This window comes from Gracilibacillus sp. Marseille-QA3620 (genome assembly GCF_054950035.1).
On sequence record NZ_CM143102.1, the window covers coordinates 364,423 to 384,305 of the forward strand.

At 45.8% G+C, this 19,883-nt stretch carries 15 protein-coding genes; 14 read left to right on the forward strand and 1 reads right to left on the reverse strand.

Annotated features, from left to right (window positions below):
* Window positions 1-3 precede the first annotated feature (3 nt).
* The 9 genes from purD to pruA all read left to right on the forward strand — a co-directional run bounded on the left by purD (window position 4) and on the right by pruA (window position 12,866).
* Window positions 4-1,281 carry a phosphoribosylamine--glycine ligase gene (gene purD / locus ACY8DX_RS01940; RefSeq protein WP_049672349.1) on the forward strand — a complete coding sequence of 426 codons (1,278 nt, stop codon included), beginning with the start codon at window positions 4-6 and terminating at the stop codon, window positions 1,279-1,281.
* A gap of 368 nt (window positions 1,282-1,649) precedes the next feature.
* Entirely contained in the window at window positions 1,650-3,395 is a 1,746-nt protein-coding gene (locus ACY8DX_RS01945) for an adenine deaminase C-terminal domain-containing protein (RefSeq protein ID WP_049672348.1), read from the forward strand.
* A gap of 56 nt (window positions 3,396-3,451) precedes the next feature.
* On the forward strand, window positions 3,452-4,444 hold the full coding sequence (locus ACY8DX_RS01950; RefSeq protein ID WP_462406121.1) for a DUF3048 domain-containing protein: 993 nt from the start codon (window positions 3,452-3,454) through the stop codon (window positions 4,442-4,444).
* 20 nt (window positions 4,445-4,464) lie between these two features.
* Complete coding sequence (locus tag ACY8DX_RS01955; RefSeq protein WP_049672346.1) at window positions 4,465-4,764, forward strand: YerC/YecD family TrpR-related protein; 300 nt, start codon at window positions 4,465-4,467, stop codon at window positions 4,762-4,764.
* A 129-nt stretch (window positions 4,765-4,893) separates the two neighbouring features.
* Window positions 4,894-5,583, forward strand: a complete 690-nt coding sequence (pcrB, locus tag ACY8DX_RS01960) for a heptaprenylglyceryl phosphate synthase (RefSeq protein WP_049672345.1) — start codon at window positions 4,894-4,896, stop codon at window positions 5,581-5,583.
* A 71-nt stretch (window positions 5,584-5,654) separates the two neighbouring features.
* On the forward strand, window positions 5,655-7,919 hold the full coding sequence (pcrA, locus tag ACY8DX_RS01965; RefSeq protein WP_462406122.1) for a DNA helicase PcrA: 2,265 nt from the start codon (window positions 5,655-5,657) through the stop codon (window positions 7,917-7,919).
* Window positions 7,920-7,955: 36 nt separating this feature from the next.
* Window positions 7,956-9,971, forward strand: a complete 2,016-nt coding sequence (ligA, locus tag ACY8DX_RS01970) for an NAD-dependent DNA ligase LigA (RefSeq protein WP_439803248.1) — start codon at window positions 7,956-7,958, stop codon at window positions 9,969-9,971.
* 10 nt (window positions 9,972-9,981) lie between these two features.
* Window positions 9,982-11,160, forward strand: coding sequence for a CamS family sex pheromone protein (locus ACY8DX_RS01975; RefSeq protein ID WP_439803249.1), 1,179 nt, complete (start codon window positions 9,982-9,984; stop codon window positions 11,158-11,160).
* A gap of 158 nt (window positions 11,161-11,318) precedes the next feature.
* The gene (gene pruA / locus ACY8DX_RS01980; protein WP_462406123.1) at window positions 11,319-12,866 is read left to right on the forward strand and encodes an L-glutamate gamma-semialdehyde dehydrogenase; all 1,548 of its coding nucleotides are present in this window, start codon (window positions 11,319-11,321) and stop codon (window positions 12,864-12,866) included.
* 41 nt (window positions 12,867-12,907) lie between these two features.
* On the opposite strand, the gene ACY8DX_RS01985 is transcribed toward pruA, so the two are convergent.
* A complete protein-coding gene (locus ACY8DX_RS01985; protein ID WP_462406124.1) occupies window positions 12,908-13,321 on the reverse strand; it encodes an NUDIX hydrolase in 414 nt (137 codons plus the stop codon).
* 399 nt (window positions 13,322-13,720) lie between these two features.
* On the opposite strand from ACY8DX_RS01985, the gene aceB reads away from it, so the two are divergent.
* The 5 genes from aceB (at window position 13,721) to celB (ending at window position 19,854) form a co-directional block, all read left to right on the forward strand.
* Window positions 13,721-15,310, forward strand: a complete 1,590-nt coding sequence (aceB, locus tag ACY8DX_RS01990; protein ID WP_049672339.1) for a malate synthase A — start codon at window positions 13,721-13,723, stop codon at window positions 15,308-15,310.
* A 31-nt stretch (window positions 15,311-15,341) separates the two neighbouring features.
* On the forward strand, window positions 15,342-16,619 hold the full coding sequence (aceA, locus tag ACY8DX_RS01995) for an isocitrate lyase (protein ID WP_049672338.1): 1,278 nt from the start codon (window positions 15,342-15,344) through the stop codon (window positions 16,617-16,619).
* Window positions 16,620-17,812: 1,193 nt separating this feature from the next.
* Window positions 17,813-18,124 (forward strand): PTS sugar transporter subunit IIB, encoded by a 312-nt coding sequence (locus tag ACY8DX_RS02000; RefSeq protein ID WP_049672334.1) that lies wholly within the window; start codon window positions 17,813-17,815, stop codon window positions 18,122-18,124.
* Window positions 18,124-18,456, forward strand: coding sequence for a PTS sugar transporter subunit IIA (locus tag ACY8DX_RS02005; RefSeq protein WP_049672333.1), 333 nt, complete (start codon window positions 18,124-18,126; stop codon window positions 18,454-18,456). Before ACY8DX_RS02000 ends, ACY8DX_RS02005 begins: the two co-directional genes overlap by 1 nt.
* A 75-nt stretch (window positions 18,457-18,531) precedes the next feature.
* Window positions 18,532-19,854 carry a PTS cellobiose transporter subunit IIC gene (gene celB, locus ACY8DX_RS02010; RefSeq protein WP_049672332.1) on the forward strand — a complete coding sequence of 441 codons (1,323 nt, stop codon included), beginning with the start codon at window positions 18,532-18,534 and terminating at the stop codon, window positions 19,852-19,854.
* Window positions 19,855-19,883: the final 29 nt, after the last annotated feature.

Sequence of the window (19,883 nt, forward strand, 5' to 3'; positions counted from 1 at the left end):
ACGATGAAGATACTGGTTATTGGCCGCGGTGGACGAGAGCATGCGCTTGCACGCAAGTTTGCCGAAAGCAGGCATGTTGACAAGGTGTACGTCGCACCTGGCAATCCTGGAATGGAGGATGTCGCAGAACGCGTTTCCATCAATGAAACAGATCATCAGGCATTGATAGACTTTGCGCATGAGAATGGGATTGGGCTTACCTTTGTCGGCCCGGAGGTACCGTTGATCAACGGAGTGGTCGATGAGTTTGAAAAAGAAGGACTGAAAATTTTTGGTCCGAAAAAAGCAGCGGCTATCATTGAGGGAAGTAAATCCTTCACAAAGGATTTGCTGAAGAAATATGCCATTCCAACGGCAAGATATGAAACCTTCACTGAGCTTGATCAGGCTGTTGCCTATGTGAAGAATCAGGGCGTGCCAATTGTCATCAAGGCAGATGGTCTTGCTGCCGGCAAGGGCGTAGTTGTAGCCATGAGTGAGCGGGAAGCTGTTGATGCCCTTCAAGCAATGCTTCAAGATGCCAAGTTTGGCGAAGCTTCGAACAAGGTCGTCATCGAAGAATTCCTTGAGGGTCAGGAATTTTCCTACATGGCATTCGTAAATGGTGAGAAGGTATATCCAATGGAGATTGCCCAAGACCATAAACGAGCCTTCGATGGAGATAAAGGCCCGAATACAGGCGGGATGGGTGCCTATTCCCCTGTTCCGCAAATTGGGTGTGACCTTGTGCAAAAGGCCCATGATGAAATTCTTCTTCCGGTTGCTAAAGCGATGGTGAAGGAAGACCGGTCTTTCACAGGCATTCTATACGCCGGACTGATTGCGACAGCGGATGGCCCTAAGGTGATCGAGTTCAATGCCCGATTCGGAGATCCAGAGACACAAGTCATTCTTCCAAGGCTTCAATCTGATTTGGTGGAAGTTATTGAGCATGTTCTTGAGGGAAGCGATTGTGAGCTTGAATGGACCGAGGAAAGTGCGATTGGCGTTGTGCTGGCTGCCACTGGCTACCCAGAGGATGGATATGAGAAAGGGGCCGTTATTAGAGGTCTCAGTCATATCGGGGGAGATATGCACATCTACCATGCTGGTACGGCAAAGAATAATCAAGGGGAATTCATCACCAATGGAGGCCGTGTCCTGCTTGTCACGGGACTTGGGCCTTCCTTGGAGGATGCGAAGCAGAACGTGTATCGGGAGCTCGAAACCATTTCCTGCAAAGGCTTATTCTATCGCCATGATATAGGTGAAAAAGCCATTGCTCAAAGTTTGAAAGGCTAGTAAATAAGCAAAACCTGTTATGCCGCTATGGCGTGACAGGTTTTTTATTATATCCGATAATATTTTGTTCATAGCCCTTTTTAATCAGCCTTTGTCTTCTAGTATTTACAATGATATATTTTCAGGCTTTTTTATTTCTCAAAATAATTATTTTATGATTAAAATGTTTTAAAACGGATATGTAAAAACAAAAGGGATACAAGTGCTGGATGACTAAGTAAGTGTATTCCCAAACAGTTTCCTGTTTGGCAGTAACTTTCGTGCGCTAAACCGAAAAAATGTGTTACAATAATGAAAAGGCTTACATTTCCAAATAAATGTTCCGGAGCTGTTGAAGGCATAAGGGTTTGGTTAAGGGGGGATTGTTCATGCTTGAACAACGATATAGATGGAAGAATAAACAGCTTAGAGAACATGTGAGTATAATAGATGGAAAGATTGCGCCCACCATCGTATTGGTGAATGCTGTTTACTTAAATCAAGTATTTGAAGAATGGATGAAAGCGAATATCTGGATCTATAAGGATCGGATTATATATGTAGGGGATAAGATGCCTGATATGCAGGAGGGCTGTGAAATCATTGATTGCAGCGGACAGTATCTGGTACCGGGGTATATTGAGCCGCATGCCCACCCGGCACAGCTGTACAACCCGGAGACTTTGGCGATGCATGCTGCCCAATATGGTACAACAACCTTGATCAATGACAATATGACCTTGTTTACGTTGCTCGAAAAAAGGCAAGCGTTTGCCCTATTGAAGGAGCTTCGCCATCTCCCTTATTCCATGTTTTGGTGGGCAAGGCTGGATTCGCAGACAGAGCTGCGAAATGAGGAGGAAGTGTTTTCTCATGCCAATGTAAAGAGCTGGCTTGAGCATGATGGCGTGCTTCAGGCGGGTGAGCTGACGGGCTGGCCGCGCTTACTTGACGGTGATGATATGATGCTGCACTGGATGCAGGAAGCGAAGAGGATGCGTAAGAAGATTGAGGGGCATTTCCCGGGCTCATCAGAGAAGACTTTGGCGAAATTGATGCTATTAGGGGCTGACTGTGACCATGAGGCCATGACAGGCGAGGAAGTGATTAGAAGGCTTGGACAGGGGTATCATGTGTCCTTGCGCCATTCCTCCATTCGCCCAGACCTGCCGGGTATCTTAGATTATTTGCAGGATTATGGACTGAAGTCATACGATAAATGCTTTTTCAATACAGATGGGTCAAGTCCGGGATTTTACAAGGAAGGGTTTACGGACAGCCTGATCAAAATGGCTATTGACAAGGGTGTGCCGTTAATTGATGCCTATAATATGGCTTCCTTGAATATTGCCCGCTATTATAATATGGAATATTTGCATGGAAATATTGCGACAGGACGTGTAGCCAACATTAACTTCCTTCATGAGAAGGATGAACCAACTCCTCACTCTGTCCTATCGAAGGGACAATGGGTGAAACGGGAAGGTGAGGCATGCGGAGTCAAAGGCTCCTCCATTAACTGGGAGGAATATGGGTTGAGTCCGCTTGAGCTTGATTGGGACTTAACGGATGATGATTTACAATACTCCATGCCATTTGGCATTAATATGGAGAATAGCGTCATTACGAAGCCCTACTCCATCCATATTGATATTTCAAGAGAAGTCTTGGATATGAATCATGATGAATGCTACTTCACCTTTCTCAGAAGGGATGGGCAATCGCGCATTAATACACTCTTAAAGGGCTTTGCGAGAAATCTCCATGGATTTGCCTCCTCTTTCACTAATTCAGGGGATATTATCTTGATTGGCAAGAGCAGGCAGGATATGAAAATTGCCTTCAATCGTATGAAGGAAATCGGTGGAGGAATCGTTATTGCAGAGAAGGGAGAAATCCTGTTTGAAATGCCGCTTGTCCTTCAGGGTGTGATGTCTAAGGCAAATCTGCCGGAGTTAATCGAACAGGAGAGCCGGATGAAGGAAATACTTGTGGAAAAGGGATATCCATTTGAAGACCCGATGTATTCACTTTTATTCTTCACTTCCACTCACCTTCCTTATATTCGCGTGACACAGGCAGGATTATATGAAGTCATGAATAAATCTATACTCTTTCCGACTATAATGCGTTAAAATAATAAAGAAGCGATAAACCACATCATTGTAGCTCATCATGAGGAGGGAGTCATATGTTAAAGAAATTATGTACATTCATGATTATTTTCATTGTTCTCTTAGCAGGCTGTAAGGCTGATGACAATCCCGAGTCTGTCAATGAGAAAGGGAATACCGTATATCCGTTGACAGGGCTGGAGGCTGATAAGGAGGCTGATCACCGGGCCATTGCCGTCATGGTGAATAATCATCCTGCTGCAAGGCCGCAATCAGGACTTTCCAAGGCGGATATTGTGTATGAGATTCTGGCAGAGAGCAATATTACAAGGTTTTTGGCCGTTTATCAAAGTGAATTTCCAGATACGTTCGGACCGGTCAGAAGCGTGAGGGATTACTATATTCGCTTAGCGAAAGGGTATGATAGTTTATTCGTTTTCCATGGCTGGAGTCCAGAGGCGAAAAAACTGATTGAAAGTGATTATATAGACAATTTAAACGGTCTTAAATATGATGGTACTTTATTTGAGCGTGCCTCATTTCGAGAAGCCCCCCATAATTCCTATATTACATATGATCATGTAATGGAGGGAGCGAAGGAGAAGGGGTATGATATGGATATCGGTGCTCCGGCTTATACCTTCATGACTGAAGACGAAGAGAATGAGGTCGAGGGAGACAGCTATTCAAAGGCCTTCATTTCTTATTCTTCTGAGAGCTTTGATGTAACCTATGAATATGACGAGGGCAGCGAAACCTATGCCCGATATACAGCCGGTGTGAGAACAGAGGATTATGGCACGAATGACCCTGTCGAAATTGATAATATTTTGATTATCGAGGCAGAGCATGAAGTCATCGATAAGAAGGGCAGACGTGATATTGATTTGGAAAGCGGTGGAGATGCCTACTTGCTCCAAAAGGGAAAACTCCTTAAAATACAATGGGAATCAAACGATAATCGAATCGTTCCTGTATTAGATGGTAAAGAAGTGAAATTAGTGCCTGGGAAGACTTGGATTAATGTCATTCCAACATCAGGCCTTACGCAGAGTGTAACACTCGAATAAATAGGAGGATTAAGGCACATATGCAAATTGACAAACTGAAAGGCAAAGAATTGGATCAATTATTCAATGCCATTTTATCGTTGAATGACTTGGAGGAGTGCTATCGTTTCTTTGATGACCTCTGTACGGTCAATGAGATCCAGTCTTTAGCGCAGCGCCTCGAAGTGGCACGCATGCTCGAGGAAGGAAAGACCTATCATATGATTGAGAAGGAAACGGGAGCAAGCACCGCAACAATCTCCCGCGTGAAACGCTGCTTGAATTACGGGAATGATGCGTATTCAATGGCGCTCAGCAGACTGAAGGAAAAAGACGCATGAACTAGCAGCCCGAATATGGGCTGCTTTTCTTATGGGTTAGAAGTCTCTCGCAATTTTTTCTAACTCTTTGGTATCCCAAAAAGGAATGCTATAATGATTAAATGGAAATTAGATTAAGGGGTTGTTTCAATGTACGATTTTCGCGAGTGGAAGCATGTGTTTAAACTCGATCCTAATAAGGAAATTTCAGATGATGCTCTCGAGAAGCTTTGTGAATCAGGGACCGATGCCATTATGGTTGGCGGTACGGATGGAGTGACGCTTGAGAATGTGCTTGACCTTATGGCACGCATTCGCCGCTATACGCTCCCATGTGTTCTTGAGGTATCCAATTTAGAATCCATAACCCCGGGATTTGATCTTTATTTTATACCGTCCGTTTTAAACAGCCGGAATCCAGAATGGATTCTGGGTTTGCATAAAGAGGCCATTAAGGAATACGGCCATATGATTAATTGGGAAGAGATGCATGTGGAAGGCTATTGCATCATGAATCCAACATGCAAGGCCGCTCAGCTGACTGACGCTATGACGGATTTATCGGAGGAAGATGCGGCAAGCTATGCCTTGATGGCGGATAAGATGTTCAACCTGCCTATTTTCTACCTTGAATATAGCGGTATATACGGTGACCCTGCGTTGGTCAGGAGCGTGAAGGATGCATTGATGGAGACAAAGCTCTTCTATGGGGGAGGCATCAATAGTCCGGTGAAAGCCGAGGAAATGGCCGGCCTTGCGGATTGTATCATTGTCGGGAATTATGTTTATGAAGATTTAGCCGGCGCATTGAAGACAGTGACTGCCGCAAAAAAGAACTAAACATTTGTTGATTGCACACTAGAATCAAGTATAATAAGAACAAACGTTCGTATCGGGATGGTGTCATATATATGCAGTTCTTAACAGATCGATTATTAACAGGATTAAACAATAAACAAAAAGAAGCTGTACAGGCAACCGACGGTCCTTTGCTGATTATGGCAGGAGCGGGAAGCGGAAAGACGAAGGTTTTGACGCATAGGATTGCCTACTTAATCGTAGAGAAGGAAGTAGCTCCATGGAATATTCTCGCGATTACCTTTACCAATAAGGCGGCAAGGGAGATGAAGGAGCGGATTCAGGGCATTCTTGGAGGAGCAGCGGATGAAATTTGGATTTCTACATTCCACTCCATGTGTGTTCGGATTCTCCGCCGTGATATCGACCGGATTGGAATGAACCGGAATTTCTCGATTCTCGACCCTTCCGACCAGCAAACTGTCATCAAGCAAATCATGAAAGAAAAGAATATTGACACAAAGAAATTCGAGCCAAAATCCATTCTGGGAACCATTTCATCTGCGAAGAATGAATTGATTACTCATGAGGAATTCGCTAATACAGCCGGTAACTTTTATGAGCAGACAGTTGCCGACCTTTACACGGAATATCAAAAGCGTTTAAGAAAGAATCAGGCGCTCGATTTCGATGATTTAATCATGAAGACCTTCGAATTATTCGATAAAGTACCAGAAGTGCTTGAATTCTATCAACGGAAATTTCAGTACATCCATGTCGATGAGTATCAGGATACGAACCGAGCGCAATATATGCTCGTCAAAAAGCTTGCGCAGCGCTTTAAGAACCTTTGTGTTGTCGGGGATTCCGACCAGTCCATCTATCGTTGGCGCGGTGCGGATATCGCTAACATTCTCTCCTTTGAGAAGGATTACCCAAATGCAAATGTTATTCTGCTTGAGCAGAACTACCGCTCAACGAAGCGGATTTTGGCTGCGGCCAATGGAGTGATTGAGAATAACTTGAACCGGAAGCCGAAAAAGCTGTGGACGGAGAACTTAGAGGGTAATAAGATTTCATATTTCCGCGCTGACAGTGAGCAGGGCGAAGCCCAGTTTGTTGCAGGGAAGATCAAGGAAATGGAGAAGCAAGGAAAGCCGCTGTCTGATATTGCGATTCTGTACCGTACGAATGCCCAGTCACGTGTAATGGAGGAAGTCTTGCTTAAATCCAATATCACATACACGATTGTAGGCGGTATTAAGTTCTATGACCGGAAAGAAATCAAGGATATCCTGGCTTATCTGCGCTTAATTGCTAACCCGGATGACGATATTTCCTTGCGCCGGGTCATTAATGTACCGAAACGCGGTGTCGGAGCAAGCTCTGTTGATAAGATTGCCAACTACGCACAGGACCATGATATATCCATGTACCAAGCGATGCTTGAGCTTGAGTTCGTTGGACTTGGGGCGAAGGCGTATAAAGGAGCAAGCGAGTTCCGCGATTTAATCAAGCACTATACGGCGATGCAGGAATACCTATCCGTAACTGAATTAATTGATGAGGTTATTGAGAAATCCGGCTATCGCCAATCGCTTGAAATTGAGAAGACGATTGAAGCTGAAACAAGACTTGAGAATATTGAAGAGTTCCTGTCTGTAACGAAGAACTTTGAGAACAGCAGTGAAGATAAAAGCTTAGTAGCCTTCCTGACAGACTTGGCCCTTGTTGCTGACATCGACCGGATGGATGAGGAAGATGAGGCAGCAGGAGAGGGTGTCGTTCTCATGACTCTCCACTCTGCGAAGGGGCTTGAGTTCCCTGCTGTCTTCCTTCTAGGTCTTGAGGAGGGTGTATTCCCGCATAGCCGTGCGCTTATGGAAGATGAAGAGATGGAAGAGGAACGCCGCCTTGCTTATGTCGGCATTACGCGGGCTGAGCAGGAGCTCTTCATCACCAATGCCCAGATGAGAACCTTGTACGGACGTACGAATATGAATCCGGTATCCCGTTTCATTAAAGAAATTCCGGAAGATTTACTTGAAGACTTGAATCCTCCTGCAGAGAGCAGGTCTTCTTCACGGCCATCCTTTATGCAAGGAAGAGGGACTGTTCGAGGCGGAACAGGCATCAATGGCGGCGGAATCAACAGCGGAGCATCTCCAAAGCCGGTTATGAGACCAGCTATGAACACATCTGGCGGCGAGAAGCTTGATTGGGCTGTCGGTGATAAGGCCGAACATGGCAAATGGGGAGTAGGTACCGTTGTCAGCGTGAAAGGCAGCGGAGACGGGCTTGAGCTCGACATCGCATTCCCATCAATGGGCATTAAGCGCCTTCTGGCGAAATTTGCCCCAATTAAGAAGCAACAATAAACCTGTTGAAACCTTGCAGAGAGGCGGAAGAGAATTATGGAGTTGAAAGAAGCCCAAAAAAGAGCAGCTGAGCTTCATTCTTTATTAAATCAATATGGATATGAATACTACGTTCTTGATGAGCCGAGTGTGCCGGATTCTGTCTATGATGAATTGTACAAGGAGCTAGTGGCAATCGAGCAGGCATTCCCTGAGCTGCAAACAGAGGAATCGCCGACACAGCGTGTCGGCGGACAGGTGTTGGATGCCTTTCAGAAGGTGGAACATATCACCCCGATGCTGAGTCTTGGCAATGCCTTCAATGAACAGGATCTGCGTGATTTTGACCGCCGGGTGAAACAAGGGCTTGGCACGGACAGCTATTCGTATATTTGTGAATTGAAAATTGATGGTCTTGCTGTTTCCCTTCGTTTTGAGGACGGACTATTCGTGAAGGGAGCGACTCGAGGAAATGGTACGATTGGTGAGGATATTACAGCCAATCTGCGTACAATTCGCTCGATTCCTCTCCGCCTCAATCAACCATATACGATGGAGGTGCGCGGTGAAGCCTATATGCCGAAGAAATCCTTTGTTTCGTTGAATCAAAAGAAGGAGGAAAACGGCGAGGAGCCATTCGCAAACCCGCGGAATGCGGCTGCCGGCTCATTAAGGCAGCTTGATCCAAGGATTGCTGCCTCAAGAAATCTGGACATCTTCTTATATGGTATCGGGGATACGGGTGAAACAGGTGTGACCTCCCACAGTGAAGGTCTTGACCTTCTTCATACGCTGGGATTGAAGACAAATCCGCACCGCAGGAGATGCCAGACCATCGAAGAAGTGCTTGCATATATCAGTGAGTGGACAGAGAAACGGCCGACCCTCGATTATGAGATCGATGGAATCGTTGTGAAGGTCGATTCTCTATCCCACCAGGATGAGCTTGGCGTGACAGCGAAAAGTCCACGCTGGGCCATTGCTTACAAATTCCCGGCTGAGGAAGTCGTGACGGTGCTGAAGGGAATCGAGTTGACAGTCGGGCGAACAGGCGTCATTACGCCGACAGCATTGCTTGAGCCTGTACGTGTCGCTGGGACGACTGTGCAAAGAGCCTCCCTTCATAATGAGGACTTGATTCGTGAGAAGGATATCCGCATTGGTGACCATGTCGTCATCAAAAAAGCGGGTGATATTATCCCGGAGGTCGTCAAAGTACAGATTGAACAACGGACTGGGGCTGAGGAAGAATTCCATATGCCGACACATTGCCCAGAGTGCGATAGCGAGCTTGTCCGCCTCGAGGGTGAAGTTGCGCTGCGATGCATTAACCCGAAATGCCCTGCGCAGATTAAGGAAGGGTTAATTCACTTCGTTTCCCGCAATGCGATGAACATTGACGGGCTTGGAGAAAAGGTTATCATTCAATTATTTGATGCGAATTTAATCAAAGATGTCGCTGATATTTATAAATTAACGTATGATCAATTGATTGAGCTGGAGCGAATGGGTGATAAGTCTGTGAAGAAGCTGCTGGCAGCGATTGAAGCTTCTAAAGATAACTCACTTGAACGTCTCTTATTCGGTCTCGGCATTCGACATGTCGGTGCCAAGGCAGCCCGAGTGCTTGCAGAGGAATATGAGGAAATGGACAAACTCATGGCCGCAAGTGCTGGAGAACTCGTTTCCATTAACGAAATCGGTGAGAAGATGGCTGATGCTATCGTGACATATTTCAGCCAGGAAGAGTTCATGCAATTGATCAATGAATTAAAAGCCTATGGTGTCAATATGAGCTATAAGGGCAAAAGAAAAATGGATGCCGCTGAATCAGATTCCTATTTCGCTGGGAAAACCATTGTACTCACTGGTAAAATGGAACAGTACGGGCGAAATGAAGCAAAGGAACTGATAGAAGCCCTTGGAGGAAACGTAACAGGAAGTGTCAGCAAGAAGACAGATTTAGTCATAGCCGGTGAGGATGCCGGTTCTAAGTTAAAGAAAGCCCAGGATCTCGGTATTGAGGTTTGGAATGAGCAACAGCTTCTGGCTGAGCTGGGCAAGCAAGAATAGAGGTGGAATAATGAAGCGCTTTTTGGCAATAACATTGGCGATGATGCTGACAGCAACAGGCTGTGCCCCGAGCTTTGATAAGAGTGAAGTGGTAGAAGATGATACAGATACAGAGAATACCGAGAAGGAATCCATTATTCCTGAGTACCAAATCTCTGATCAATACTACCAAACCTTACTGCCATACGAGACGAGCGATACGCGCGGCCTTGTAACATCAAACATCAACACTCGCCTGGACTTGGAGGAATTTGAAACGGGATTGATGAGGCTTTCGCAAGACCCATTCCCGACTGATGAATATGTGTTCCGTGAGGGGCAGGTCATTTCAAAGGAAACGGTCACAAGCTGGCTGCAGCGTAAATATACGAGTGCACAGCTGAAAGAGAAAAAGATGACAGCCGATGAAAATATGGGGCTGAATCCTGTTGATGACGGTAAAGGAGACATTGAGGAGCGGTATGAGAAAAATCCTGAATACCTTGCCCATATTCTAGAGCATAACTATTTGGTGAAATCCGATAACAATAAGGTAACCCTCGGGGGAATCTCCATCGGACTTGCATTGAACTCTGTCTTCTATTACCAGAAGGAGAAGTATGGCGAAACATATGAAATAAAGATTGATGCCAAAACACTCCAAGAAAAGGGTGAAGAAATTGCGGCGGAAGTCGTCAAACGTGTTCGAGGATTGGAAGGTGCAAAGGATGTGCCTATCCTGATTGCTTTGTTTGAACAAGAAAGCAAGGACTCCGTTGTACCAGGAAACTTCATTTCTTATACAGTTATCAATGCAAACAGCAGCAAAATCTCCAAGTGGAAGAATGTTGATGAGGATTATTTCCTCTTCCCATCTTCAAGCGCTGAAGAGAAGCATCGAGATGACGCCAGCACATTCTCAAATTTCAAGGATGATGTGGAAGAATACTTCCCGAATTACAATGGCGTTATCGGCAAAGCCTTCTATGTGAATGAAGAAATGAAGAAGCTGACGATTTCCATTGATATGCAGTTCTACTCTAAGAGTGAAGTCATTGGGTTTACCCAATATGTCGCAGGACTTGTCATGGATCATTTCCCTGATTACTTAGAGGTTGAGACGAAGATCACCTCATCGAATGGTCAGGAATCTCTAATCGTCAAAGAAGTTGATGATAAAGAGCCATATGTGTATATTTACAATGAATAAAAGAAAAGCAGGGCTAATAGTCCTGCTTTTTTTATAGTTAAATAGTAGAATAATCGGAACATTTTGAGTTGACTTTAAATAAAGTGACGTATAATACTGAATAGTTTAAAATAAAGGATAGGTTACTTTAATTTTATTATACATAGGGAGGTCATCGAATGGTACAAGCGTACAAACATGAGTCACTGACAAACTTCAAGGCTGATGAGAACAAAAAGGCATTTGAGGAAGCACTCGCATTAGTGGATGGTTACCTCGGCCAGGATTACCCGTTGATCATTGGCGGTGAACGCGTGACGACTGAAGAAAAGATTGTCTCTACTAGTCCATCCAATAAAGAAGTAATTATCGGCCGTGTGTCCAAAACGAATAAGGACCTGGCGGAAAAAGCCATGCAGGAAGCCTTAAAGGCCTTTAAGACATGGAGTAAAACAAAGCCTGAGGTTCGGGCAGATGTCCTATTCAAAGCCGCTTCCATCATTCGTCGCAGAAAGCATGAGTTCTCCGCGCTTATGGTTCGTGAAGCAGGCAAGCCATGGGCTGAAGCCGATGCTGATACAGCAGAAGCAATTGATTTCCTTGAGTACTACGGAAGACAAATGCTGAAGCTAAAAGACGGCCAGCCAGTCTTAAGCCGTCCGGATGAATATAACCGATATGACTATATTCCTCTTGGTGTCGGGGTTATTATTTCCCCTTGGAATTTCCCGCTGGCAATCATGGCAGGAACATGTGTCGCAGCAGTTGTATCCGGAAATACCGTTTTATTAAAACCAGCCTCCACAACACCGGTCGTGTCTGCGAAATTTGTAGAAGTCATGATGGAAGCAGGCTTACCTGCCGGCGTAATCAACTATGTGCCGGGCAGCGGCTCTGAGGTTGGCGATTATTTGGTCGACCATCCAAGCACGCGCTTTATTAGCTTTACTGGCTCCCGTGATGTTGGAGTGAGAATTTATGAAAGAGCATCTAAAGTCCACGAAGGCCAAAAATGGCTGAAGCGTGTTATTGCTGAAATGGGCGGAAAAGATACCATCGTCGTTGATTCTGATGCAGACCTAGAGCTGGCAGCTAAATCCATCGTGGCATCTGCCTTCGGTTTCGCCGGGCAAAAATGCTCTGCCTGCTCAAGAGCAGTCATTGTAGAGGATGTCTATGACGAAGTATTGAACCGTGCCGTTGAATTGACGAAAGAACTAACATTTGGTGACACAGGTGACTTTGGCAACTTTATGGGTCCTGTTATTGATGCCGGTGCCTTCAAGAAAATCACAGGCTATATCGAGATCGGCAAGGAAGAAGGACGCATCGTCGCTGGCGGGGGGTCAGATGATTCTAAAGGATACTTCATCGAGCCAACCATCATTGCAGACCTTGCCCCAGATGCACGCATCATGAAGGAAGAAATCTTCGGACCAGTCGTTGCATTCTGCAAGGCGAGCAGCTTTGACGAAGCGATTGAGATTGCTAATAATACAGATTACGGCCTAACTGGAGCAGTGATTACACGTAACCGCGCACACCAAGAAAAAGCGCGTGAAGACTTCCATGTCGGCAATCTGTACTTCAACCGCGGCTGCACAGGAGCCATCGTCGGCTACCAGCCATTCGGCGGATTTAATATGTCCGGTACAGATTCCAAAGCAGGCGGTCCTGACTACTTGCTTCTTCACATGCAAGCAAAAACAACATCTGAAGCATATTAATAGATTGAAAGACCCCACCAATGGTTTTGGAGGGGTCTTTTTTAGCATTCTATGAAAAAGGGCTGGTTGGTTTTATCAAGGCAATGCTCAATCCGCTGCCGAAAATTGTTCCAAGTGACCAGATCCAAGCCCTCCTCCAGCGGAAAGAACCCAACCTCTAAACTCTCAGGAGAGGTCATCAATTGCCCGCCAATGGGCTTCGCTAAGAAAAGAGTGTTACAGATTGACCGCTTCACATTTTGAAATATGCCGCAAAAGGATAGAATTTCTATATCAATTCCTGTTTCCTCCTTCGTCTCCCGAATAGCTGCCTCCTTTAGTGACTCACCCTCCTCAACCTGCCCGCCCGGCATCTCCCAGCCGCGCTTGGGTCCTCTTAGCAATAAAATCTCCTGTTTCTCATTTATAACAATCGTTGCCGCTGACACAATATGCTTAGGCGGTAGACCATTCATAAAATACCCTCCTCATTCTCATAGCATATATAAGAATTTCTGCATGAATGGACTAAAGTCCTTTTAAAGGACAGCATAAACCCAGGCATACCTAAGTTAGTGAACTGTATCGTTGACCTTGAGAAGGTGGTGATACAGCGCTCACCTTACTTCATCTGTGTGTTATAGGACTGTAAGCATTAAGAAGAAAGAATCTAGTCTTTCTAGTAAAGGCTAAGGATACGCTGCTATGCCTTCCTCAACCATATAAAACACGTCGCACAAATACCTAATTTTAGAAAAATACGAAAAAATTCCACGAAACTATTTGCATTTTCTAAATACTGTTATATAATACAAAATATATTAAGTTTTCTGTTTTATAACAAAAGATGCAGGTAAAGGAAGTGAGCTTGTAACATGGCGGTACAGACAAATGGACTGAATATCCATGGAAAGATGGAGCAGGGATTTGAAGAAATCCTCACTCCAGAAGCACTTGAATTTATCGAACAGCTTGAACGGCATTTCGGGCCGAGAAGAAAGGAATTGCTTGAGAAGCGGGCAGAACGGCAAAAGGAGATCGACGAAGGAAAGCTGCCTGATTTCCTGAAGGAAACAGAGCATATTCGAAACGGCGATTGGACGATTGCATCGCTTCCGAAGGACTTAGAAGACCGGCGAGTAGAAATTACCGGGCCGGTTGACCGAAAGATGGTCATTAACGCATTGAACTCAGGCGCCAAATGCTTTATGGCAGACTTTGAGGATGCAAACTCTCCAACCTGGAACAATAATATTGAAGGGCATATAAATCTTCGCGATGCTGTCAATCGAACCATCAGCTTTGTCAATCCGAATGGCAAGCAATACAGCCTAAAAGAAGAAACTGCAACCTTGATTGTGCGCCCAAGAGGTTTCCACCTGGAGGAGAAGAATGTCACGCTTGATGATAAGCCGATATCAGGCGGTTTGATGGATTTTGGCTTGTTCTTTTACCACAATGCCAAGACTCTTCTCGCAAATGGAAGCGGACCATACTTTTATCTGCCGAAGATCGAAAGTCACCACGAAGCGCGTCTTTGGAACGATGTATTCGTCTACGCGCAAAACCACATAGGCATCCCGCATGGCTCCATCAAAGCAACCGTCCTCATCGAAACGATCCTTGCAGCATTTGAAATGGACGAAATTCTGTACGAACTAAAAGACCACTCCGCAGGACTGAATTGCGGCAGATGGGATTATATATTCAGCTACTTAAAGAAATTCAGAAATCATGACTCTATCATTCTACCGGATCGCTCCGTCGTCACGATGGCTGTACCGTTCATGACAGCCTACTCCTTGTTGGCCATTCAGACCTGCCACAAGCGGAATGCACCAGCTATTGGCGGAATGGCTGCCCAGATTCCGGTCAAAAATGACGAAAAGGCGAACGACGAAGCCTTCGCAAAGGTACGAGCTGACAAAGAACGTGAGGCAAGAAACGGCCATGACGGCACATGGGTAGCCCATCCGGCCTTGGTTCCGGTGGCAAAGGAAGTATTTGACGAATTCATGCCGACACCAAACCAAATCCATAAGAAAAGAGAAGACGTCAGCGTCAAAGCTGAGGACCTTCTTGAAGTGCCAGAAGGCGCCATCACCGAACAGGGTGTCCGTACGAACATCAATGTCGGTATTCAATATATCGAATCGTGGCTTAATGGACGAGGAGCTGCCCCAATCTATAACCTGATGGAGGATGCTGCAACCGCTGAAATCTCCAGAGCCCAGGTATGGCAATGGGTGCGCCATCCGAAAGGGGTCCTTGATGATGGCCGTAAAGTAGACATGGCCATGTATGAAACTTTTAAAGAAAAAGAATTACAGCGAATCAAATCCGAGCTAGGCGAGGAACGATTCAATTCCGGCCGATTTGATGAGGCGGCAGAGCTTTTCGACAAACTCATCAAAGAAGATACGTTTTATGACTTCTTGACGTTACCTGCATACGAAATTCTATAAATCTGATATGAACATATAGGAGGAATTAGGAATGAGAGAAGAATTAGTGAAACAAATCGAAGACCAATGGAAAGACGAAAGATGGCAAGGAATTGAACGCCCATACTCTGCTGAGGATGTCCTCAAGCTTCGCGGCTCCGTTCAAATTGAACATACATTAGCAAGAAGAGGCTCTGAAAAACTATGGAACTACCTGAACACAGAGGATTACATCAATGCCCTTGGCGCCCTTACCGGTAACCAAGCTGTCCAGCAAGTAAAAGCGGGCTTGAAAGCCATTTATTTGAGCGGCTGGCAGGTCGCAGCTGATGCCAACCTTTCCGGCAATATGTATCCTGACCAAAGCCTTTACCCAGCAAACAGTGTACCAGCTGTTGTCAAGCGCATTAACCAAGCCCTTCAGCGTGCAGATCAAATTCACTATTCTGAGGGTAAGGAAGACATCGACTGGTTCCAGCCGATTGTAGCGGATGCAGAAGCAGGCTTTGGCGGACAATTGAACTGCTTTGAGCTCATGAAAGGCATGATCGAAGCAGGTGCTGCCGGCGTCCATTTCGAAGACCAGCTTTCTTCTGAAAAGAAATGCGGACACTTAGGCGGAAAAGTATTGCTACCAACACAAACTGCTGTACGTAACCTGATCGCAGCACGATTGGCGGCCGATGTTATGGGCGTACCAACCATCCTGATCGCCCGGACAGATGCTGATGCAGCTGACCTAATCACAAGCGACATCGACCCAGTTGACCATCCATTTATTACGGGAGATCGCACGCCAGAAGGATTCTACCGTACGAAAGCGGGTATCGACCAAGCGATCGCTCGGGGATTATCCTACGCACCATATGCTGATCTAATCTGGTGTGAAACATCCGAGCCAAACCTAGAAGATGCGAAGAAATTCGCAGACGCGATTCACGAAAAATTCCCTGGCAAAATGCTTGCCTATAACTGCTCACCATCCTTCAACTGGAAGAAAAAGCTCGATGATGAAACCATCGCAAACTTCCAAAAAGAAATTGCAAAAATGGGCTACAAATTCCAATTCGTTACCCTTGCCGGCTTCCACGCCCTCAACCACAGCATGTTCGAATTGGCAAGAGGCTACAAAGAGCGCGGCATGGCTGCATACTCCGAGCTTCAACAAGCAGAATTCGCAAGCGAAGCAAACGGCTACACAGCAACCAGGCACCAACGCGAAGTCGGAACAGGCTACTTCGACGAAGTCGCCCAAGTCATCACTGGCGGCACATCCTCCACAACGGCCCTTAAAGGATCCACGGAGGAAGAGCAATTCCAGCAAGCTTAATAGAATGCGAGATGAAGACCGAACCCTTTTGTGGGTTCGGTTTTTTGTTTTTGGTGAGGGGGAGCTGGGGAGTAGGAGTGCCCAGCCTTTGCCCATGCAAAGGGGGCGAAGGGTGGGCAAAGGGTGGGAATCGTCAGAGAAGACCCATCCTAATCCCATGCAAAGGGGGTGAAGGGTGGACAAAGGGTGGGAATCGTCAAAGAAGACCCACCCTAACCCCATGCAAAGGGGGCGAAGGGTGGACAAAGGGTGGGAATCGTCAGAGAAAGCCCACCCTAATCCCATGCAAAGGGAGCGAAGGGTGGACAAAGCCTGGGAGAGAGGAGGGAAAAGCCACGCATCTCCCACCTTTCGCCCACCCAACCGGTATGAAGCCTGGGCATGGCCTGGGAGAGAGGAGGGAAAAGCCACGCATCTCCCACCTTTCGCCCACCTAACCGGTATGAAGCCTGGGCATAGCCTGGGAGAGAGGAGGGAAAAGCCACGCCTATCCCACCTTTCCCCCACCTAACCGGTACGAAGCCTGGGCAAAGCCTGGGAGAGAGAAGGGAAAAGCCACGCCTATCCCACCTTTCGCCCACCCAACCGGTATGAAGCCTGGACAAAGCCTGGGAGAGAGAAGGGAAAAGCCACGCCTACCCCACCTTTCCCCCACCTAACCGGTACGAAGCCTGGGCATGGCCTGGGAGAGAGGAGGGAAAAGCCACGCATCTCCCACCTTTCGCCCACCTAACCGGTATGAAGCCTGGGCAAAGCATGGGAGAGAAATGGGAAAAGCCACGCCTATCCCACCTTTCACCCACCCAACCGGTATGCAGCCTGGGCAAAGCCTGGGAGAGAGGAGGGAAAAGCCACGCCTATCCCACCTTTCGCCCACCTAACCGGTAGGAAGCCTGGACAAAGCCTGGGAGAGAGGAGGGAAAAGCCACGCATCTCCCACCTTTCACCCACCCAACCGGTACAAAGCCCGGTCAAAGCATAGGAGAAAGGTGGGGAGTCTCTCTCAAAAAACCACTCTCGATTATTAAACCATCCACCTATATGCCCACTCACCAATGAAAATACATACCTATGAAAATAAAAATTTATACTTTTAAAGTTAAATGTATAGACATTTAATAAAATATAGTTATAATGGTAAATGTAAGCGGTTAAACCAAATTTTAAAAATCTATCAAAAGAGGTTGATACACATGAAAAAAATTCTCTTAGCTTGTAGTTCTGGCATGTCAACAAGTTTGTTGGTAACAAAGATGGAGGCTCACGCGAAGTCAATTGGTGATGAGGCGAAGATTTGGGCGGTTGGTCAGGATAAGGCGAAGCAGGATATGGCGGAGGCTGATGTTGTGTTGATCGGGCCGCAAATGAGCTTTTTGAAGGGCGATTTACAGAAGGAAGCGGAAAAGTACGGAATCAAGGTTGATGTAATCGATATGATGGCGTATGGCATGGCTGATGGGAAGAAAGCCTATGAGCAAGCTCTTTCTTTAATAGGTGATAAATAATGGAGAAATTACAATTGGATCAACTCACAGATGAACAGATTAGTTTTCAGCTTATTCTTCACAGCGGGAATGCGCGTGCGAAGGTGATTCAAGCTTTGCGTGAGTATAAGGATGGGAATGAGAGCGGTGCGGATGAGCTGATTGCACAGGCAGAAGCGGATCTTAGTGTTGCGCATGATATTCATTTCCAAATGGTGCAGAAGGAAGCTTCAGGCAACCAGATTCCATATTCACTTCTCCTGATGCATTCTGAGGACCATTTGATGTCTACGTTGACGATGAAGGAATTGGTGAAGGAACTATTAGAAGTTTTCAAGTCACAAAATAAATAAGAGTATAGAAGCCTATAAGAGTCCTTCAATAGATTGGGATGGGAGTCTTAGAGTATTCGACTGGGGGAAAAGTTGATGTTTGATAAAATAAGCAGTTTCCTTGTGCCGATTGCAGGAAAGCTTAACAATAACCGGTATTTAGGAGTTTTACGTGACGCATTTATGTTAGCGTTTCCATTGACGGTATTCGGTTCTATGGTTGTTGTGTTGTTAAACCTGCCGTTTTTGAACAAGTTTTTGAGTGATGATACGATTGCGACGCTTTCTAATACATTTGGTGTAGCGCAGAGCGCGACGATGAGTATTCTGACGGTCTTCGTAGTGTTTGGTATCGGGTATTATTTATCGAAGAGTTATAATGTGGAGGCTGTTTTCGGCGGGGTTGTGGCGCTGGCGTCCTTCTTGTTCTTAACGCCTTTTGTGGTAGAAACAGCTAATGGTGAAGTGGTAACCGGCGTACTTTCGTTAGACCGTCTGGGTGCTAAGGGAATGTTCCTTGGGATGATTACGGCATTTGCTGCCGGGGAGATCTACCGTAAGATTGTACAGAAGGATATTACGATTAAGATGCCTGCAGGCGTTCCGCCAGCAGTAGCAAAGTCTTTCGCAGCATTGATCCCAGCATTTATTACATTAACTGTTTTCTTATTCATTAATGCGATTGTTGTACTTGCGTTTGAAACAAACCTGCATGATGTTATTTACAGCTTGCTTCAGAAACCTCTTACTGGTTTGGGAAGCGGATTGATTCCAACGTTGGTTGTCGTGTTCTTGATTCAATTGCTTTGGTTCTTCGGTCTTCATGGACAAATTATTTTGAATTCTGTTATGGATCCAATTTGGCTTTCCTTATCTTTAGAAAACTTGGATGCGTTTAAAGCTGGTGAGCAAGTTCCTCACATAATTTCAAAAACATTTATGGATACATTTACAGTTGGAATGGGCGGTACAGGGATGACTTTGGCAGTCGTTGCGGCAATCCTTGTATTCGTTAAGTCCAAACAAATGAAACAGGTGGCGAAATTAGGCGCTGCTCCAGGAATCTTCAACGTCAATGAACCAATCATCTTCGGTTTGCCAATCGTGATGAACCCATTGATTATGATTCCTTGGATTATCTCTCCAATGGTTGTTGTTATCTTCACCTACTTTATGATGAAAATCGGCTTGGTGCCGGCTCCGACTGGTGTTGTGGTTCCTTGGACAGTACCGATTGGCTTCAGTGGATATTTAGCAACAAATTCAATCAGGGGATCCTTGCTGCAAATTGCTAACTTCTTCATTGTATTCTCCATCTGGCTTCCGTTCTTGAAGGTCATTGACCGCGTTAACTTGAAGAAGGAAGAAGAAGAAGCAAGGGCTGCAGCGGAACAACAATCAAATACAGTCAATATGTAAGTAATACTAGGCTCTGGGCATGATGGATT